This window comes from Pseudomonadota bacterium (assembly GCA_030860485.1).
GTDB lineage: Bacteria > Pseudomonadota > Gammaproteobacteria > JACCXJ01 > JACCXJ01 > JACCXJ01.
The window spans coordinates 1-18,390 of record JALZID010000340.1; the positions used below are offsets into that span (position 1 = coordinate 1).

Genomic DNA, 18,390 nt, shown 5'->3' on the forward strand with positions numbered 1-18,390 from the left:
ACCTCGATGCCGTGATCACACAGTTGCATGTGGGGTTGCCACGTTTGGCGGACGATCATAACCGGGTGCGCGGCATAACGGCGTGGCCGTGGATAGTTAGTATCAACTTGAACGTACATTAGAATTACAATCCGCTCATTCCGGCCCTGTCATACGTGCTGATCCTGAAGACGGCCGGCCGCATCTACGGGCTGGACCTGGGCAAGGAACACCACAATCCCCAGTGCCAGCAGGTCGGCGACAAACACAAGCATCGCTGGACCGAGCAGTTTCGGGATAAGGAAGCCTGTGTGCCCGGGGACATCACGGCCACTGCGGAGAATCCGGTAGCGGTGTGGACAGAGTTTTGTGCGCAGGCCAAGATCGAGCACTGCGGGCGGATGCGTCCACCACCCCCACGCACAGGAGACCTTTTCCTATGAATGCGACGGATCTGTGCGCGGAGCTGAATCGCGGCCTAGGCGGGTTGTTCGCGTGCGCCCCGCACGGCGACTACTGCCGCATCCGCACCCCGTATCTCTACCCGGATGGCGATAACATCGACCTGTTCTGCAAAGCGGACGGCGATATGACCATGGTGTCCGACCTTGGTGAGACCAACCGATGGTTGCGAACGCAGACCTTGTCGCCGCGTCGCTCGCCCAAGCAGAACGCATTGATCTCGGATATTTGCCAGACCCACGGCGTCGAGTTCTACAAGGGCATGCTGTTAGCCCGCTGCCGCCCAGGGGCCTCCTTGGCCGCCGTTGCCTTGCGCGTCGCGCAGGCCGCACTGCGCGTTTCCGACCTGTGGTTCACGTTCCGTACACGGGCGGTGGAGTCGGTCACGGATGAAGTGGCGGATGTGCTCACTGAGCGGGCATTAAGCTTCGAACGTGGCGAGAAGCTGGCGGGGCGCTCGGGTCGCACCTGGACGGTGGATTTCCATATTCGCGCGCCTGCGCGGAGCTCGCTGGTCTATGTGATGAGCACGGGTAGCCGTTCCGCCGCGAGATCGGTGGCCGAGCATGTCCTGGCCGCATGGTACGACCTGAACCATTTGGCAGCCGGCCCGGAAGCGCTGCGCTTTGTATCTTTGTTCGACGATACTACCGACGTTTGGAGCGTGGAGGATTTCGCGCTGGTGGAGCCGCTGTCCACCGTCGCGCGCTGGTCGGAACCGGATCGGTTTATCGAGGTGCTGGCAGAGGCGGCGTGACCACCGACACCAGCGAGAAGGGTCTCGAGAGCCTCATCGTCGCGGCGATGACCGGGCTCTGGGAGGCGCCGGTGCGGGAAGGCGGTGTCTCCAAGCCGCCGACGCCCTACGGCGGTACGGGCTGGCTTTACGGACACGCCGAGGACTACGACCGCGAGCACTGCGTGGATCTGTTCCAGCTCCGCGCCTTCCTGGGCGCGACGCAGCCGCAAGTCGCAGAGGCGCTGGACCTCGGCCAGGACGGCCCGACGCGGCGCACGTTTCTGGCACGCCTCCAGGGTGAGATCACGAAACGCGGCACGATCGAGGTGCTGCGCCACGGGGTCAGGCACGGGCCGCATCACCTCGACCTCTTCTACGGCACACCGTCGCCAGGCAACGAACGGGCGCAGGTGCTGTACGCGGCCAACCGCTTCAGCGTGACGCGCCAAGTGCGCTACAGCCGCGACGAGACGCAGCTCACCCTCGATCTGGGCCTCTTCATCAACGGTCTGCCGGTCGCCACCTTCGAGCTGAAGAACAGCCTCACCAAGCAGACGGTCGAGGACGCCATCCAGCAGTACAGGCGCGACCGCGACCCGCGCGAAAAGCTCTTCGAGTTCGGACGTTGTGTCGTGCACTTCGCTGTGGACGATCACGAGGTGCGCTTCTGCACGCACCTAAACGGCAAGGGCTCGTGGTTCCTGCCCTTCAACCTGGGCTGGAACGACGGTGCGGGCAACCCGCCCAACCGGGATGGTCTCAAGACCGACTACCTCTGGAAGCGCGTCCTCACGCGTGAAGGGCTGACCGACAACCTGGAGAACTACGCCCAGGTCGTCGTGACCAAGGACGAGAAGACCGGCCGCAAGATCGCGGTACAGATCTGGCCGCGCTACCACCAGCTCGATGTGGTGCGGAAGCTCCTGGCCGACGCCGGTCGGCACGACGCGGGCCGGCGTTATCTGATCCAGCACTCGGCGGGGAGCGGCAAGTCCAATTCCATCGCTTGGCTCGCCCACCAGCTCATCGGGCTGCATGGGAGGGGGCACCCAGAAGCGGATGCCCCTACATTCGATTCGATCATCGTCGTCACCGATCGGAAGATCCTCGACCAGCAGATCCGTGACACGATCAAGCAGTTCGCGCAGGTGGGCGCGACCGTAGGCCACGCCGAACGCTCGGGCGATCTGCGTAAGTTTATCGCCGAGGGCAAGAAGATCATCATCTCCACCGTGCAGAAGTTCCCGTTCATCCTCGATGAGATCGGCAGCGAGCACCGCGGCCGGCGTTTCGCCATCGTCATCGACGAGGCACATTCGAGCCAGGGCGGCCGCACCTCGGCCGCGCTCTCCATGGCGCTTTCGACGGCTGGGGCCGAGGAGGACGATGAGACCACCGAAGACAAGATCAACCGGCTCATGGAGGCCAAGAAGCTCCTACCCAACGCGAGCTACTTCGCATTCACCGCCACGCCCAAGAACAAGACGCTGGAGATCTTCGGCGAGGCGCTGCCGCCCGATGCCGAGGGCAAGGTGCGGCACCGGCCCTTTCACACCTACACGATGAAGCAAGCAATCCAAGAGGGCTTCATCCTGGACGTACTCAAGCACTACACGCCGGTCGAGAGTTACTACAAGCTGATCAAGAAGGTCGAGAGCGACCCGGAGTTCGACACCAAGCGTGCCAAGAAGAAGCTGCGTCGCTATGTGGAGAGCCATGACCACGCCATCCGGCTCAAGGCCGAGATCATGGCGGACCACTTTCACGAGCAAGTGCTGGCCTTGAACAAGATCGGCGGGCAGGCGCGGGCGATGGTGGTGACCAGCGGCATCGAGCGCGCCATTCAATACCACCACGCGATCCGTGAGTATCTGGCCGCGCGCAAGAGCCCGTACCGGGCCATCGTGGCCTTCTCCGGCGAGCACGACTACGGCGGCACGAAGGTGACAGAGGCATCGCTCAACGGATTCCCGTCGAGCCGGATCGCCAACGAGATCCGAAACGACCCGTATCGTTTCCTCATCTGCGCCGACAAGTTCCAGACCGGCTACGACGAGCCGCTGCTGCACACGATGTACGTGGACAAGATGCTCTCGGGCATCAAGGCGGTGCAAACGCTCTCGCGGCTCAACCGTGCGCATTCGCAGAAGCACGATGTGTTCGTGCTCGACTTCATGAACGACGCGGACACGATCCAGATGGCGTTCTCCGACTATTACCGCACCACGATCCTCGCCGAGGAGACCGACCCCAACAAGCTGCACGACCTGAAGGCGGCGCTCGACGGCTACCAGGTCTACGCCGCCGCCCAGATCGAGCAGCTCGTGGCGCTGTATCTGGGCGGGGCAGACCGTGACAAGCTCGACCCGATCCTCGATGCCTGCGTGGCGGTCTACAGGGCACAGCTCGACGAGGACGGACAAGTGGACTTCAAGGGCAAGGCCAAGGCGTTCACGCGCGCCTATGGTTTTCTTGCCTCGATCCTCCCCTATACCGATGCGGAGTGGGAGAAGCTCTCGATCTTCCTGAACTTCCTCGTACCGAAGCTGCCCGCGCCCGTCGAGGAGGACCTGTCGAAGGGGATCCTCGAAGTGATCGACATGGACAGCTACCGCGTCGAAAAGCAGTCGGCCATGAAGATCCAATTACCGGACGAAGACGCCGAGATCGAGCCGGTGCCGACGACCGGCGGCGGGCCCAAGCCGGAGCCTGACTTGGACCGGCTGTCGAATATTCTCAAGACCTTCAACGACCAGTTCGGGAACATCGCGTGGTCCGATGCCGACCGGGTCCACAAGCTCATCACCGAGGACATCCCGGCGCGGGTGGCGGCGGATACGGCCTTCCAGAACGCGAAGAAGAACTCCGACAAGCAGAACGCCCGCATCGAGCACGACAAGGCGTTGGCACGGGTGATGACCGCGGTGCTCAAGGACGACACCGAGTTGTTCAAGCAGTTCATGGACAACGAGTCGTTCAAACGATGGCTGACGGACACCGTGTTCGGGCTCACCTATGAGCCACCGGTGGCGGTAGACTGAATGGGCAGTCGTTAGCACCCGTGCCGAAGAAAGCTCTCGTAATTGGGCACCCCGAGCGTACGGCCAGCCTCAAGGTGGCCGAGGCAATTCTGGGCTTGATCGCTCAGGTCCCAAACACCGACGAGCCAAAGAGTCCCGATCCCGGCACTCGCGCCCGCGTCATTGCCAGTCGTGCCGCCATGAAGGCGGCTCTTACCGCAGGCAGCCTTGCGCTGCCGCCTGGTACCCTTGGCTGGCTCACGATGCTTCCTGAACTAGTGGCGGTTTGGAAACTTCAGGCTCAGATGGTTGCCGATATCGCAGGGATCTATGATAAGAACGCCTACCTGACTCGCGAGCAGATGATATACTGCCTGTTCCGGCACACCGCAGCGCAGGCCGTGCGGGATTTAGTCGTCCGCGTCGGCGAGCGCATCTTGGTTCAAGGGGTGTCCCTTGGCGCGATGCAGGTGATCGCACGCGAGGTCGGAATCAGTATCACACGGCGCGCGATCAGAAAGGGGGTATCCAGATGGCTTCCCGTTATCGGTGCGCTTGGCGTCGGGACCTACGCTTACTTCGATACCGCCCAGGTAGCGCGTACCGCAATTGAGCTTTTCGAGCGGGAGATTACCCTGGATTGCAGTTCACCTCAACAGTTCTAGGCCGTCATACTGCCGCACAGGGGAAAACATCGTACTCTTTGGGCCACCGGGGAAGCCTTGTCATGCGCCTGTGGTCGCGCATCCTGAATATCTGGACCCTCGCGGCCTGGTCGTGCTTTGGCGAAAAGCGCTCTTGGCGCAGGCGGTTCTCAGAGGTCAAACGCGCGGTTATGCCCACCACCCTCAATTGGCTCGTTTTCGGGGTTCGGCTTCGCCCGTAGGTGCCATTGCCGCATATCTATATGTCGTACACGCAGAGGCAGAAAGACGCGGCTACCATTTCGACGTACAGAGGATCGCGAGTGAAGGTCACGTTGATTGCATCGAAGTCACACGCGGGCAACTCGCCTATGAGCGCGAGCACCTGAAAGCAAAGTTGCTGAATCGCAGCCCGTCATGGCTGACTAGCATCGAATCAGCTTCTATCCCCAAGCCTCATCCCTTGTTTTGCATAGTTCCGGGTACGGTGGCGGAGTGGGAAGTTACGTACCCCCAAGAGACGTTCCCCAGAACGCGCAAATCGTGATGTGTTCGGGCGGAGAAAGATCATGAGCGGCTCTTTTCTAACGTATCTCGACATCCTGATTGGTTTCGCCCTGGTCATGCTGCTGGCGAGCTCGATCGTGACGGTGCTTTCGCAGTGGCTCCTGAACCTGCGAAACTATCGCGCCGTGGTGCTGCGGGAGGGTTTGAAGCTGCTCCTGATCCAGGTGGACGGCCAGCTCGAACCACATGCCGGTGAAATCGTGCAGGCGATCCTGCGCCACCCACTCGTGGCTGGCCGGGACTGGAAGGGACAAGAGCAGGATGGTCGCGTCATCCAGCGCGAAGGGCTGGTGCGCGTCCTCCTGGAGCTGGCGACAACCAGAACGAAGCTCCGGAAAAAAGCGGGCGAGGCGTTGCGTAAAGCGCTGGATCTCGATCCCAAGGACGGCGACGGCCCGCAAGCGACGCTCGACGCCATTCAAGCGCGGGTCGTACAGCTCGAGATCGAGTTCCCGAACGCGGCCGCCCATTTTCTACGGACCCGCGCCATCGTCGAGAACGCGAGCGGGCGCCTCGTCTCCGGGTTGATGTCGTGGTTCGACGAGACCGCGGACCGCATGACCCAGTACTTCGCGCAGCGTGCCCGCGCCGTCACGATTGCCCTGTCAGCCGTGGTGGCCTTGGCGTTGCCGCTCGACGCTTTCGATCTACTCACACGGCTTTCGCTGGATGAGGCCCTGCGTAGTCGCCTGGTGGAGGCGGCTCAGACGATCGAGCAAGCTACGCCGGCGCAAGACCCCGGCTATACCAGGGTCCGGGATCTGCGCGACACGCTGGAGAACCTCGCGATCGTACCGACCGGCGGTATCTGGACCTATGTTCAGGGAGAGGACGGTTGCAGAAGGCTATTGGGCGCCATTCCGGGCATATTGCTCAGCATCTGCCTCATGAGCCTCGGTGGGCCGTTCTGGTTCGAGGCGCTCAAGAATCTGCTCAAGCTCCGGCCGGTGCTCGCGCAAAAGGAAGAGAAGGAACGACAGGAGCGCAGGGAGGTGCTGCCCGGCGGTGCGGGTGTGGTACCGGCCGTCCGTGGACCCGAGCGGTGATCGCGGCGCCGGCGCCGGTGCCGATCGCGCGCGATGATTCTACCGCGAGCGGGGCGCGCCGCCGGCGCTCTGCCTACTCGTCCCGCAAGGCCCTTCGCAGCACCTTGCCGACGTTGGACTTCGGCAGTGCTGTGCGCAGCACGATCTGCCTGGGAACCTTGTAGGCCGCGAGTTGCTCCTTGCAGTGCTGCCGCAACTCCTCAAGATCGATACTGCTACCCGGGCGTGGGACCACAAACAGCTTGACCGCCTCACCGGTGTGGGGGTCCGGCACACCGATCACCGCGGCCTCCAGGACCGAAGGGTGCGAGGCCACCACCTCCTCCACCTCGTTCGGGTACACCTTGAAGCCCGACACCGTGATCATGTCCTTGACGCGATCGACCAGCTTGATGTACCCGCGTTCGTCCATCTGGGCGATGTCCCCGGTCCTGAGCCATCCATCGGGGCCCAGCACCTTCGCGGTCTCCTCGGGCCGGTGCCAGTAGCCCTTCATCACCTGCGGACCGCGGATCCAGAGCTCGCCCGAGGTCCCGTGCGCCACGGCCCGGCCTGCCTCGTCGCGGATGCTGCACTCGGTCGAGGGCACCGGGATGCCGGCAGAGCCGCTGTACTCGCGCGCATCGAGCGGGTTACAGCACACCAGCGGCGAGCACTCGGTGAGGCCGTAGCCCTCCAGGATCGGCCGGCCGGTGAGCGCCTGCCAGCGTTCCGCGACCGGCCGCTGCACCGCCATTCCCCCGCCGACGGTGAGCTTGAGCGTCGAGAAATCGAGGTCGGCGAAACCGGGGGTGTTCATCAAATGGATGAACAGCGTGTTGACCCCCGTCATGCAACTGAACCGCAGCTTGCGCAGCTCCGCGACGAAGCCCTTGAGGTTACGGGGATCGGTGATCAGGTGATTGAGCCCTCCGAGCTCCATGAAGCTCAGGCAATTGATCGTGAACGCGAAGATATGATACAGGGGCAATGCCGTGATCACGATCTCGCCCTGGTCGCCGATCACCGCGCCGTGGCAGGCCGCGCCCTGGAGGACATTGGCCACGATGTTGCCGTGGCTCAGCATCGCGCCCTTGGAGACCCCGGTGGTGCCGCCGGTGTACTGGAGCATGGCGATATCGTCGTGGCCCAGGGCCACCGCGTGGGGGTGCCAGCGCGCCCCGCGTTCGATCGCGTCCCGAAACCCGACCGCATGGGATATATTGAACGGCGGCACCAGGCGCTTCACATGGGCGACCACCCAATTGACGATGAGGGCGCGCGGTTGCGGTAGCATGTCCCCTATCTTGGTCACGATCACGTGCTTGATGGGCGTGTGCGCCAGCACCTGGGCGAGGACATGGGCGTAGTTCTCCAGGATCACGATGACCGAGGCCCCCGAGTCCACCAATTGGTTCTGCAGCTCGCGGCCGGTATAGAGGGGGTTGGTGTTCACCAGGATGAGGCCGGCCCGCAAGGCCCCGAAGGCGGCCACCGGGTACTGCAGGAGGTTCGGCATCATGATGGCGATGCGATCGCCCTGGCTGAGATGCCATTCTTGCTGCAGGAAGGCGGCGAAGGCGCGACTCTTGTCCGCCAGGGTCCGATAGCTCAGGGTCGCGCCCATATTGGCGAACGCCGGGCGATCGGCGTAGCGGGCCGTGCAGCGGTCCAGGAGATCGACCAGCGAGGAATACTTGCTGGGATCTATCTCGCTCGGCACGGCCTCCGGGTACTGTCGCAGCCAGGGTCGGGTCGGCGGCGGCTCGAAGCGCGCATGGTGCTCGGGACTCGGGGCGACGCCGGGGCTCAGGGCGGTTGCATCCATATCGCTGCCTCTCATATGCTCGTGATGTGTTTGAACACCGGAACTGCATGGGGGCAAGGGCCACTCCAAGGGCCACTCCAAGCCCCGGCCCAAGCCTATGCCAACGGCCTGAGATGAACAAGTCCAAGCTCTGCTTCGCGATCGCGGTCCTCTCCTGCCTGCTGCTGTTTTTCGCGCTCGATCTGGATGCCTATTTCACGCTCGAGTACTTCAACACCAAGCGCGACGCGATCCACGCTTATTGCACGGCACATCTGTGGCGCAGCGCGGTATTCTTCGTCGCCATCTACCTGGCCCTGGCCGCCTTGTCCCTGCCCGGCATCCTGCTCATGACCGTCGTCGCCGGGGACCTGTTCGGGCTCGTGTTGGGTTCGGCGCTGGTGTCTTCGGCCTCCACCTTGGCCGCGACCCTCCCGTTTCTGGCCGCGCGTTATCTCTGGCGTGATGCGGTGCAAGAGCGGTTCGGGCAACACCTCGCCACCATCGATGCCGGCGTGGAGAAGAATGGGGCTTTTTATCTCTTCAGCCTCAGGCTCCTGCCGATCTCGCCCTTTTTCGTGATCAATCTGGTGATGGGGCTGACCTCGATCTCGACCACCACCTATATCCTGGTCAGCCAACTCGGGATGCTGTTGGGGACCATCGTGCTGGTCAATGCCGGGACCCACATCGGCCGCATCACGTCGCTCGCGGACCTACTGTCCGGCGAGGTCATCGCATCACTGGTACTGCTCGCGGTCTTTCCCCTCTGCGTGAAACGCCTGGTGGACCTCGTGCGCGCCCGCATGGCGCTCGGCACCAGCCGGCACTCGCCCTGACGAGAGTCTGACGAGAGCCCTGACGAAGAGAAAAAAGGGGGGGCCAGGCGCCTGTTCCGGGTCGCGATCGCGGCAGCCGCGCTCGTCCTGTGCGGGCTCGGACTCTTGTGGGCGCTCGTCGCCGCTTCGCTGCCCCCGCGCTCGGGCGAGGTGGACCTACCCGGCCTGCGAGCCGAAGTCCGGGTCCGCTTCGACGACATCGGCGTCCCCACCATCGAGGCCGGCAGCCGCGAGGACGCCTTTCTGGCGCTCGGCTATGTCACGTCAGGCGAGCGCCTGTTTCAAATGGACCTCCTGCGGCGCAAGGTCGGCGGCCGCCTGGCCGAGGTGTTCGGCGAACCCGCCCTCGACCACGACCGCCAGCACCGCGTGCTCGGTCTCGGACGAGTGGCCGAGGCGGTCCTGGCGCGTCTGCCCGAGACGGAGCGCGCGGTGCTCTCGGCCTACGCGGCCGGCGTCAATGCGGCCATCGATGGCAGCACCGTACTGCCCTTCGAGTTCCTGCTGGCCGGTTACCGCCCCGAGCCCTGGACCCCGGCCGACAGCCTGCGTGTGATCCTGGGCATGGTCCAGCTACTGACCTATACCGAAGGATCGGAGCGCATGCTGAGCGTCATGCAAGCCGCCCTGCCGCCCGAGGTCGTGGCGTTCCTGACCCCCGATACCGACCGCTACACCGAGCCCCTCCTGGGCGGCGTACGCTCGCGCCGGCCACCAACGGGCATACCAGCCCAGGCGCTTGCCGCCCTGCGCGTCGCCCCGCCCCGGAACGGATCGGCCGGACTGGTGCGGGCCGATCCGGTACCGATCGGGTCGAACAGTTGGGCGCTCGCCGGCCGCCGGACGCGTGACGGACGCGCCCTCCTCGCGAACGACATGCACCTGCCGCTCGCGGTCCCGGTGATCTGGTATCGCGCCGCCCTGCGCTACGCCGGGCACCGCCTCACGGGCCTCACCTTGCCGGGCATCCCCGGGGTGGTGGCCGGGAGCAACGGCCAGATCGCTTGGGGGTTCACCAACATCAACGCCGATGTGCTCGACCTGGTGCGCCTCGATCTCGACCCGGAGGACCCGAACCGCTACCGCACCCCCGCGGGTTGGCGAGCGTTTTCGACCGCTTCTGAACGCATCACGGTCAAGGGCGGGGCCGAAGTCGTGGTCGAGGTAAAGCGCAGCATCTGGGGCCCCGTGCTGGAGCGGCCGCTGCTCGCGGCGCCGGTGGCGTTGCGTTGGACGGCGCTCGAGCCCGAGGGCACCAACCTGGCGCTGCTCGACATGGATCGGGCTATGAACCTGGAGGACGCGGCGCGCGTCATGAACCGCGTCGGCGGGCCGCCCCAGAACGCACTGCTCGCGGATGGCGGCGGCCGGATCGGCTGGACCTATACGGGACGGTTCCCCAGGCGCCGCGGTCTCGACGGCGCCACCGCCACCGCCTGGGCGGATGGGTCGCGCGACTGGGACGGTTTCATCCCCGAGGGCGCACTGCCGCGCGTCTTCGACCCGCCGCAAGGCCTCCTCGTCACCGCCAACGACCGCATGCTGGGGGCCGACTACTCCTACAGCATCGGCCATGACTATGCCCACGGCTATCGAGGCCATCGCATCCGCCAGCGCCTTCGGGGGCTCTCGGCCGCCACCGAGCCTGATATGCTGGCGCTACAGCTCGATACTCGCGCCGCCTTCTACGATTTCTATCGGAACCTCGCCCTCGGGGTGCTGCGCGAGATCGACGCCACCGGGGACTGGCCGGAGGCCGGCGCGGTGCGGCGGGCGCTGGAACGCTGGGACGGTCGGGCGGACGCACGGAGTCTAGGATTCGCCCTCCTCATCGAGTTTCGCCGGCGCCTCACGAGCGAGGTATTCGCACCGTTTCTGGGGGCCTGCCGCGCGCTCGATCCCGGCTTCTCCTATACCTGGCACAAGCTCGATGTGCCGCTCCGCAAGCTCCTCGCGGCGCGTCTGCCGGAGACCTTACCCGATCCGGTCCGCTATCCCGATTGGCAGGCGTTCCTCCTCGAGGTGCTCAAAGAGAGCGCCGCGAGCCTACGCGAGGGGCATCCCGAGGTGCCGCTCGACCGTCTGAGTTGGGGCGAGGTGAGCCGATCGCAGATCACCCACCCGTTTTCCGCCCGCCTGCCGTGGCTGGCCGATCTCCTCGATATGCCGCGCGAGCCCCTGTCCGGCTGCCCCCAGTGCGTACGCGTGGTCTACGAGCGCCGGGTCCTGCACGGTGCCAGCGAGCGCATGGTGGTCAGCCCCGGCCACGAGGCCGACGCCATCCTGCACCTCCCGGGCGGGCAATCCGGGCACCCCTTATCACCGCATTATCGCGACCAGTTCCGCGATTGGTTGGAAGGGCGGGAGCTGCCCCTGGCGGGTAAGCCCGTGGAGGGTGTCCTGATCTTGAAACCTGCGGCCGGGGGTTAGGCCCTTTGACTGGTTGCGGTTCGATAGCGGTCTCGGCATACGGCCCCCCCCCGCTGGCCGGCGCGGCATGATAACGGTACACTCGCCTACCGCCACCCCATCGGATAGCACCCTCGGCTGCCTTGGCGCTCATCGCGGCCATGGCGCCCAAACTAAGTGCCGTTCCTCTCCGACCGCTATTTCCCAGCCGTGGTTGCTACACCGAGCCGGAGGCCTCATACCACTCTCGGGGAATCATTTCAAACCCGAGTTCTACAGCCTTACGCCAGTATTTCTTTGCAAGCGTAAGATCTGGAGGTATCCCCGGCATACCGGTACAGAAGATCGTTGCGAGGTTGTTATAAGCAATTCCGGATATTTTCCTTTCCCGATCCTCGTGTTCGCGTTGCCGGCTTCAGCTAATAGCAACAGCAGAGGCAACGCAAGTTCGTAGTCACCTTGCTGATAGGCATCTAGGCCATCATTGAGCTCACTCATGGGTGTTCAGTCGCTCCTCTCTATTTCCGGTAGATGTCTCTGATTTGCACACCTGGGATTGCTCACGACATATTGGATCAATCTGACGCGGGTCCACTAAACCGTCTGGCGTAATCGCAGGGCATGGTTTACCCACGGCCTGTGGAAATGTAACAGGCGCTTCGTATCCGGACACTCGTACCAACAGGTCTTGCATGGCCCCCCATAATAGACCTCTCGTATGAATCTACATCCCATCTTGGGTGGGGTCAACTCATCGGGGGAGCGACTCTTCGGAAATCGGCACGGGGATCAATTCGGATATGGTACGAGTGCCGGAATCGGGATCGGCAGAGCAGTCAACCCATTGGATCGGTATTCCGCATAGGATTGACAAGTTATTCGAGGCCCTATTCGCGTTTCGTCTGTGTGCGGGTGGTTGTAACTGACTGATTTAACTTCTGATTTGTAGAGACACGTCAGACCCTGGCCCTTTCGCTTGAAGGGGGCTATCCACTTCGCTCCACCAATGACCTATGTAGTAGTAAATCTAGTTTATTCAACCCAAGATGTTGTGGTTAGTGGAGGGAAGTGGATAGCCCATTCGCTTGAAATCAATCAGGAGACCCGTGCGCGCCATCGCTTGATCGCAGCCAGCCCCGCGGACCGATACCCCGCGGTCTCGTCGCCGAAGCCGCGCGCCATGATGTTCATGAGGCGCGGGTCGAGCGGGCTCTCGAGCCCTTGCGGCGCGGTGTCGAGCGGATAGGGGATTGCAAGCCCCGGTCGCTGCGGCGGGGCGCGGGTTGCGTTGCGCAGCGCGCGCGCCGACCAGACGTTGACGAACTGGCGCCAGTCGAGGTGGATCAGGTCGAGATCGGGCCCGAGATGCTCGTGCCACAAGAGGAGGCGGAAGTGGATGATCTCCTCCGCGTGATACCACGCCACGCCGATCTCGCCGTCCACGCGCAGCGAGCGCCCGTCGAGGTTCGCCGAGCCGACCAGGGCGAAGCGATCGTCGACGATCAGTACCTTGCTGTGGACGTAGATCGAGGGCGCGCGGAACAGCTCCGGCCGGGTATGCTATGCGGCCTCGACGATCGACCTGCAGCTCTTCAGGACGCGCGGCGGATCTTCGTAGCGCACGCGCGCTCCGAGCGTAAACAGTCCGGCCTGCGGCCCGAACGCGTCGCTCAGGCGCTTCAAGGTCTGGTGCTGCAGGTGCATGCCGTGCAGCGTCACCGGGTCGGTATCGGCGGGATCGCCCGCCTCTTCCAGCACGAAGGGCACGAGCACGATCACGCGCAGCTCGGGGCTCTTGCTGCGGGCGTCGATGAGCCAGTCGGCCAGCACCGGCCAGCGCAGATACTGGTGCTCGATGTAGACGAACTTCTCCGCCGCCTGCAGCGCGCGCATGACGCACGCCTCGGTGTCGAGCCGGACGGCCTCGGGCGCCGGGGGCTGCGCGATCGGCCCGGTCACGGTGCGGATCATCTGGGCGATCGCCCTGCCGGTGCGGAACACCGGCGGAACGTCCTTGGCGATCGCGCTGTAGCGGCTGATCGGCAGCGGCGCCGCCGGCGCGACGGCATTCGCGTCGCGCACGAAATCGAGCGCGGCCCGCCCCTCGCGGTTCCAGCGGCCGCGGAAGGCGCGCACGAGATCGGCGACCACCGCGCCGGTAACGCGGAAATGCACGTCGTGGCGATAGGGAGCGGCCTCGTGCCGGCCGTTGCTGACCAGCACCCCGCCGATGTCGATGCCGCCGAGGAACGCGACCCGGCGGTCGATGATGCACAGCTTCTGGTGATGCGAGCCGACATGGACGGGATCCTGCGCCGCCGATCGCGCGCGGCTGAACGGGATGGAGGCGCCGGGATCGAACGCCACGTAGCGCCACAGCCGCGGCAGGAACTCGAAGGCCTGCCGCGCCGATTCGATGTTGTTTGCGGTCGTCCAGCCGTTCAGGTCGTCGACCGCCTCGTCGATCTGGAAATTCGCGGCGATGCCGATCAGCGGCAGCTCGAGCCGGGCATCGTGCATGCTGACGATCACCTGGAACCGCGCGCGGTCGAACGCGGCATTGGCCGATGCCGCCTCGCCGGCGGCCTTCATCAGATGGCGATAGGCCTGCCACGTCTCGAGATGCCAGCCGTATCCGACCAGCGGGTCGAAGTCGTTGAAGATGACCCGCACCTCGAGGCCGCGCTCGACGGCGTCGGTGAGCAGCGAGGTCCAATCGGGCAGGTGCGCGTCGCGCGCGGCGCGCGACTGCGTCGCGAAATCGGTGTCGAGCGACCAGTGCGCGAGCCAGATCGACGCCGTCGCCTCGATCAGCGCCTGCTCCATCGCCTCGTACGCGGCGCAGGCATCGATCAGCGGCTCGATGGAGCAGTCGCGCCGCGGCGGCGGGAGCCACCGATCGTCGTCGCTCGACCGCTCCTCGCGCAGGAACCCGGCGGGCAGGCGCCGCGGCATCAGTCGTTATCGGCCGGGAGCCAGTCGCCCTCCTCGTTCTGGCCCAGACCGGCAGGGTCGGCGTCGGCTTGACGCGCACCAGAGTCGTGGGCAGCCGGATGTCGAAGGGCTCGCCGACGGGGACCTCCTCGTCCGGCCTGCGGCGGCGCGCCGCGCGGATCTCGTCGAGATAGGCGGCGTAGACGCGGTTGGTGACCGGCGGCAGCTCGCCGCCGTCCCAGATCTCGCCGGTGTCGAGGAAATGCAGCACGCCGCGCTCGAAATCCGGTCGCACCGGCAGCCGCACGCGCGCGTATCCCGCCTGCTGGAACGCCGCGTGGATCGCATCGACGTCGCGCGTCCAAACCTTGTCGACCCAGGTACTGCGCCGGCCCCAGAAATAGGAGAAAAACTCGTAGTCCATGTTCTCCCACTCGAAGGCCTGCTCGAAGAAGCGCGCGTAGTTGCCCTCGGCGCGCGCCTCGTCGAAATCGACCCGCGCCTCCTGCGTATCGCTCTCATGGATCGCGTTGAACAACTCGAAGTACTGGCCGGTGATCATCGACACTGCGGCGCGCTTGAGCTCGTTGCGCTCGATCATGCGGTTCTCGAGCGGATCGCGTCCCTGGATGGCGACGCCCTGCTTAGCCTCGTGCTCGGCGAGGCGATTCCGATAGGTCTCCTCCTGGCTCACATAGGCCTGCACGAGCGCTTCGTAGGTGCGCTGCTGCCATGCGGCGTAACCCGCGTCGCTGCGCGCGCAGACGACCTCGACCACCAGCGCGATCAGTTGTACCGCGAAGAAGTGGAACGTGTATGGCAGCTCGCCGGTCTCGCTGTCGACCTCGACGTCGTTGTGGAACGCGTTGATCTGGAACTCGTCCATGTTGAGCGTCAGATCGGAGATCCACTGATGCTGGCCGATCTGCGCTATCAGCTGCGGCTGCGGCTCGGGCGTGACGGCGGGTAAGACGAACAGCTTGTGCCAGGTGACGCGGTAGCGGACTTCCCGGGCCTCGCAGCCGGGGGGAAGGGCAATCTTGCCGTGCTTGATGAGCGTGATATTGGTGCTCTCCGGCTCCCTCTCGATGTTCATGGTCTCGGAAACGATCACGAGCTCCGGCGGCGGCAACTCGACGCCGGTCGCTTGGTAGAGCGCCACGTATGTCTGGTAGTTGTCCTCGGTGATCTGCTCCGGGCGCACGGTCAGCTTCTGCGGCCGGTCGATGCCCTCGGCCGGCGCGATCTTGTACGCGAGCACCTGCAGGTAGAACGCAGCCGGCTCGGGCACCATGATGTCGAAGAACATCCGGATGCCGTAGTTGTAGACTTGGCCCTGGTAGACGCGATCGACCCATTGATAGAGGCCGATCACGTGCTCGGTGCCGGCGCTGTTGTCGAAGCCGTGGCTGTTCTTCTCCTCGAACTCGCGCAAGATGGTCAAGGTCTGCTGCTCGCGCACGCGCTCGGTGAGCTTCGCCGCCGTCTTCTCGGTGATCTCGCGCGCGTATTTCGACGCTGTCCGGTTTGCGGTTTCCTCTGCGGTCGCGGATTCGGTCTCGACCTTGATCTCGGCCTGCACGAACTTGCCGAAGCCGCCGGACACGCTGCTGCCGAACTTGAACTTGTCCTCCTCCTTGATCGTGTTCTTGATCTCGCGCTCCATCTCGAAGCGGTCGGTCGACTGGAGGTCGCGCTCCTGCTCGCGGTTGGTCTCGCGCTCGACGGTGAAGCTCTCCTCGGTGCGCTCGAGCCGCCGCGTCTCGCGGCTCCGGCTCTCGGTGCGCAGCACGTTCTCGATATGGGCGAGCTCGCCGGCCTCGTAGCGCACGATCTGCTGGCGCACGACCTCGAGATCTCCGACGCCCGAAGGCACCAGCAGGCCGACCGTGGTCGGAACCCGCGGCCCTTCGGGCGTGACCAGATCCAATCCGGCAGGGCCGAAGGACGGCAGGGTCGTGCCGCCGACCCGCCAGCGCGCCACCGGCGTCGCGAGCGTGGCCTCGAGCGCGCGCAGCTCGGCGCGCACGCGCGCGGATTCCGCCGACAAGCGGGCGACGATCTGCTGCTGCGGCTCGCGCGCCGGATCGAGGGCAAGGCGAGTCAGCGTCGCGCGCGTGCGCTCCGACAGCCGGCGGATCGCCGCGGCGTTGAGGACGAAGGACGTGCGGCGCGGCGCGCCGGCCGGCGCGGATTCCTCCAGCCGCGCGAGATCGGTGCCGCGCGCCCGGAGGATCTCCTGCGAGGCATCAGCGATGAGCGCGAGATCGCCGCGCAGCGCGGCGGTCGACGGCGTATCGCCGCCTCCGGCCGGCGCGGGCGGCTGCTCCTGCGCGGGCGGCAAGGGCACGATCTCGCTGGGCAGCACCAGCACCGGCTCGAGCAGCCGCTCGGGGTCCGCGCCGTCGAGCGATTCGTCGCCGGCGGCAATGCGCCCGATGAGGTTCCACAGCGCCAGCAGCCGAACGTAGTCGGCCAGCGCGCGCGGGGCGAGATCGGGACGCAGTTTCAGCACCAGGATGGCGCTGGCGAGCCGGGGCTCCAGCGCGCGGAAATCCGCCCGGGACGCGAGCTGTGCCGGCGTGACGCCGAAGCTGGCCTGGACGGCGCTATCGAGCTGCCCCAGCGACAGCGGACCGGCGCGCCGCAGCGCTGCGCCGAACGCGGCGAACTCGCGGCTCAGCGGCAGCGCCGCAGGATCCGCGCTGAATTCCGGCGTCTCGGCGAACCGCTCGACCGCCTCGAGCATCCGCGCGCGCGTCCTCGCCGCGCCGCAATGCCGCAAGCCGGCTACCGAGCGAGGTCAGTTCGGCCGGGATGGTGACGAGGCCGCCGATCTCGGGCGGCCGTGGCGAACGCAGGAAGACGAAACGGAAAATCTCGTTCACAGCCCACCTCCCCTCAAGGTTTGCGGCCAGAGGCCACGCTAGGAAAATAAGCGCCCTTTTTCATCGAAAGCAACAGTACTGATAGACCTGGGAATTGTCAATTACGCGAGTCTCGGTCTAGGGGCGGGAAATGTTCGAGCCGGTCATTGGCCCGAGGCGCCAAGTTTCGGGACCCGTTGGCGTCTCGCACGAGTGAAGGCGAAGGGGGATGGTCAGCTCAGGCGCTGAACCGAATCGAATCGGGTATCGGTTGGGGATCAGGCAATTTGGAATCGATCGAAAGCCAGGGCCAGGGATTGGCCCTGCTGGCTGAGGATAGAATGGCCGCGCCGGTGAGCGGGGCGGTGCCCGGGCGCACAAGTAGAGATGCCTGAGGATCTTGGCGATCACGGTGTCTTCGATGCCTGTCCTCAGCCTATCGAAGGGGCGGCGATGATCTTCAAAGAGCCGCCGCACTGGGGACACTGCTCGACGTCGATCCTGGAACACCCGTTTACAAAAACCCTCCCCGGCTTTCGCCCTTCGGGCCGGCGTTCGCCGTTCAAAACCGCTCCCGGCGGTTTTGTGAGCAAACCGGGCCCAGCTCATGCGGGTCGGCGCCGACGGAGCGCGCGCGTCATCATGGTCAGTCGAGGGGGCATTGGCGTTGACCGGCGCGCTCGGAAAGCCCGCGCGTTGACACAGCGTTCTTGCGCAGGCTGCTCCGCCTGGCTCGGGACGGTCGGCGCGAGTTTCGTGGTCTACGAGCGGCAGGTCCAGCCCGGCACCAGCGAGCGCATGGTGGTCAGCCCCGGCCACGAGGCCGACGCCATCCTGCACCTCCCGGGCGGGCAGTCCGGGCACCCTTTGTCAGCGCACTATCGCGACCAGTACCGCGTTGGAAGGGCGGGCGCTGCCTCTTGGCGGGTCAGCCCGTGAACGGTGTCCTGATCTTGAAACCGGCGACCGGGGCTAGCAGCCTGTCGGACTAAGGTTGAACGGTACAGCGGCGGCGCAGGTGCTGAGCGGGACCATCGTTGGTCGAACGGTCATTGATGCTGTAGGGACGGTGAAATGATGATGATCGGATCGATCCCT

14 protein-coding genes and 1 pseudogene are annotated in these 18,390 nt (G+C 65.1%); 11 read left to right on the forward strand and 4 right to left on the reverse strand.

Features of this window, described 5'->3' with window-relative positions:
- Window positions 1-155: 155 nt before the first annotated feature.
- The 6 genes and pseudogenes from M3461_21205 to M3461_21230 all read left to right on the forward strand — a co-directional run bounded on the left by M3461_21205 (window position 156) and on the right by M3461_21230 (window position 6,457).
- Window positions 156-422, forward strand: coding sequence for a hypothetical protein (locus M3461_21205; protein ID MDQ3776686.1), 267 nt, complete (start codon window positions 156-158; stop codon window positions 420-422).
- Window positions 419-1,198, forward strand: coding sequence for a DUF1828 domain-containing protein (locus M3461_21210; GenBank protein ID MDQ3776687.1), 780 nt, complete (start codon window positions 419-421; stop codon window positions 1,196-1,198). Before M3461_21205 ends, M3461_21210 begins: the two co-directional genes overlap by 4 nt.
- The gene (locus M3461_21215) at window positions 1,195-4,221 is read left to right on the forward strand and encodes a type I restriction endonuclease subunit R (protein ID MDQ3776688.1); all 3,027 of its coding nucleotides are present in this window, start codon (window positions 1,195-1,197) and stop codon (window positions 4,219-4,221) included. The genes M3461_21210 and M3461_21215 overlap by 4 nt, the downstream gene beginning before the upstream one ends.
- A gap of 20 nt (window positions 4,222-4,241) precedes the next feature.
- Window positions 4,242-4,865: an EcsC family protein gene (locus M3461_21220; protein ID MDQ3776689.1), complete on the forward strand. Its 624-nt coding sequence runs from the start codon at window positions 4,242-4,244 to the stop codon at window positions 4,863-4,865.
- Between the two features lie 62 nt (window positions 4,866-4,927).
- Window positions 4,928-5,391 (forward strand): annotated as a pseudogene (locus tag M3461_21225) (pyrimidine dimer DNA glycosylase/endonuclease V).
- A 22-nt stretch (window positions 5,392-5,413) separates the two neighbouring features.
- Window positions 5,414-6,457, forward strand: a complete 1,044-nt coding sequence (locus tag M3461_21230) for a hypothetical protein (protein ID MDQ3776690.1) — start codon at window positions 5,414-5,416, stop codon at window positions 6,455-6,457.
- A gap of 73 nt (window positions 6,458-6,530) precedes the next feature.
- On the opposite strand, the gene M3461_21235 is transcribed toward M3461_21230, so the two are convergent.
- The gene (locus M3461_21235; GenBank protein MDQ3776691.1) at window positions 6,531-8,264 is read right to left on the reverse strand and encodes an AMP-binding protein; all 1,734 of its coding nucleotides are present in this window, start codon (window positions 8,262-8,264) and stop codon (window positions 6,531-6,533) included.
- Between the two features lie 113 nt (window positions 8,265-8,377).
- Between M3461_21235 and M3461_21240 the strand changes: the two genes are divergently transcribed.
- Together M3461_21240 and M3461_21245 are read left to right on the forward strand one after the other, a co-directional pair.
- Window positions 8,378-9,082: a TVP38/TMEM64 family protein gene (locus tag M3461_21240; protein MDQ3776692.1), complete on the forward strand. Its 705-nt coding sequence runs from the start codon at window positions 8,378-8,380 to the stop codon at window positions 9,080-9,082.
- Window positions 9,083-9,187: 105 nt separating this feature from the next.
- On the forward strand, window positions 9,188-11,512 hold the full coding sequence (locus M3461_21245; protein ID MDQ3776693.1) for a penicillin acylase family protein: 2,325 nt from the start codon (window positions 9,188-9,190) through the stop codon (window positions 11,510-11,512).
- Window positions 11,513-11,764: 252 nt separating this feature from the next.
- Here the strand turns inward: M3461_21245 and M3461_21250 are convergent, their stop codons facing one another.
- The 3 genes from M3461_21250 to M3461_21260 form a co-directional block, all read right to left on the reverse strand.
- On the reverse strand, window positions 11,765-11,989 hold the full coding sequence (locus tag M3461_21250; GenBank protein MDQ3776694.1) for a hypothetical protein: 225 nt from the start codon (window positions 11,987-11,989) through the stop codon (window positions 11,765-11,767).
- Window positions 11,990-12,586: 597 nt separating this feature from the next.
- Window positions 12,587-12,934, reverse strand: a complete 348-nt coding sequence (locus tag M3461_21255; protein MDQ3776695.1) for a hypothetical protein — start codon at window positions 12,932-12,934, stop codon at window positions 12,587-12,589.
- A 117-nt stretch (window positions 12,935-13,051) separates the two neighbouring features.
- Window positions 13,052-14,446, reverse strand: a complete 1,395-nt coding sequence (locus tag M3461_21260; GenBank protein MDQ3776696.1) for a hypothetical protein — start codon at window positions 14,444-14,446, stop codon at window positions 13,052-13,054.
- Between the two features lie 241 nt (window positions 14,447-14,687).
- Here M3461_21260 and M3461_21265 point away from each other — a divergent pair, with 241 nt between their 5' ends.
- The 3 genes from M3461_21265 (at window position 14,688) to M3461_21275 (ending at window position 18,231) form a co-directional block, all read left to right on the forward strand.
- The gene (locus M3461_21265) at window positions 14,688-15,395 is read left to right on the forward strand and encodes a hypothetical protein (GenBank protein ID MDQ3776697.1); all 708 of its coding nucleotides are present in this window, start codon (window positions 14,688-14,690) and stop codon (window positions 15,393-15,395) included.
- A gap of 12 nt (window positions 15,396-15,407) precedes the next feature.
- Window positions 15,408-17,249: a hypothetical protein gene (locus M3461_21270; GenBank protein MDQ3776698.1), complete on the forward strand. Its 1,842-nt coding sequence runs from the start codon at window positions 15,408-15,410 to the stop codon at window positions 17,247-17,249.
- 739 nt (window positions 17,250-17,988) lie between these two features.
- Entirely contained in the window at window positions 17,989-18,231 is a 243-nt protein-coding gene (locus M3461_21275; protein ID MDQ3776699.1) for a penicillin acylase family protein, read from the forward strand.
- Window positions 18,232-18,390 lie beyond the last annotated feature (159 nt).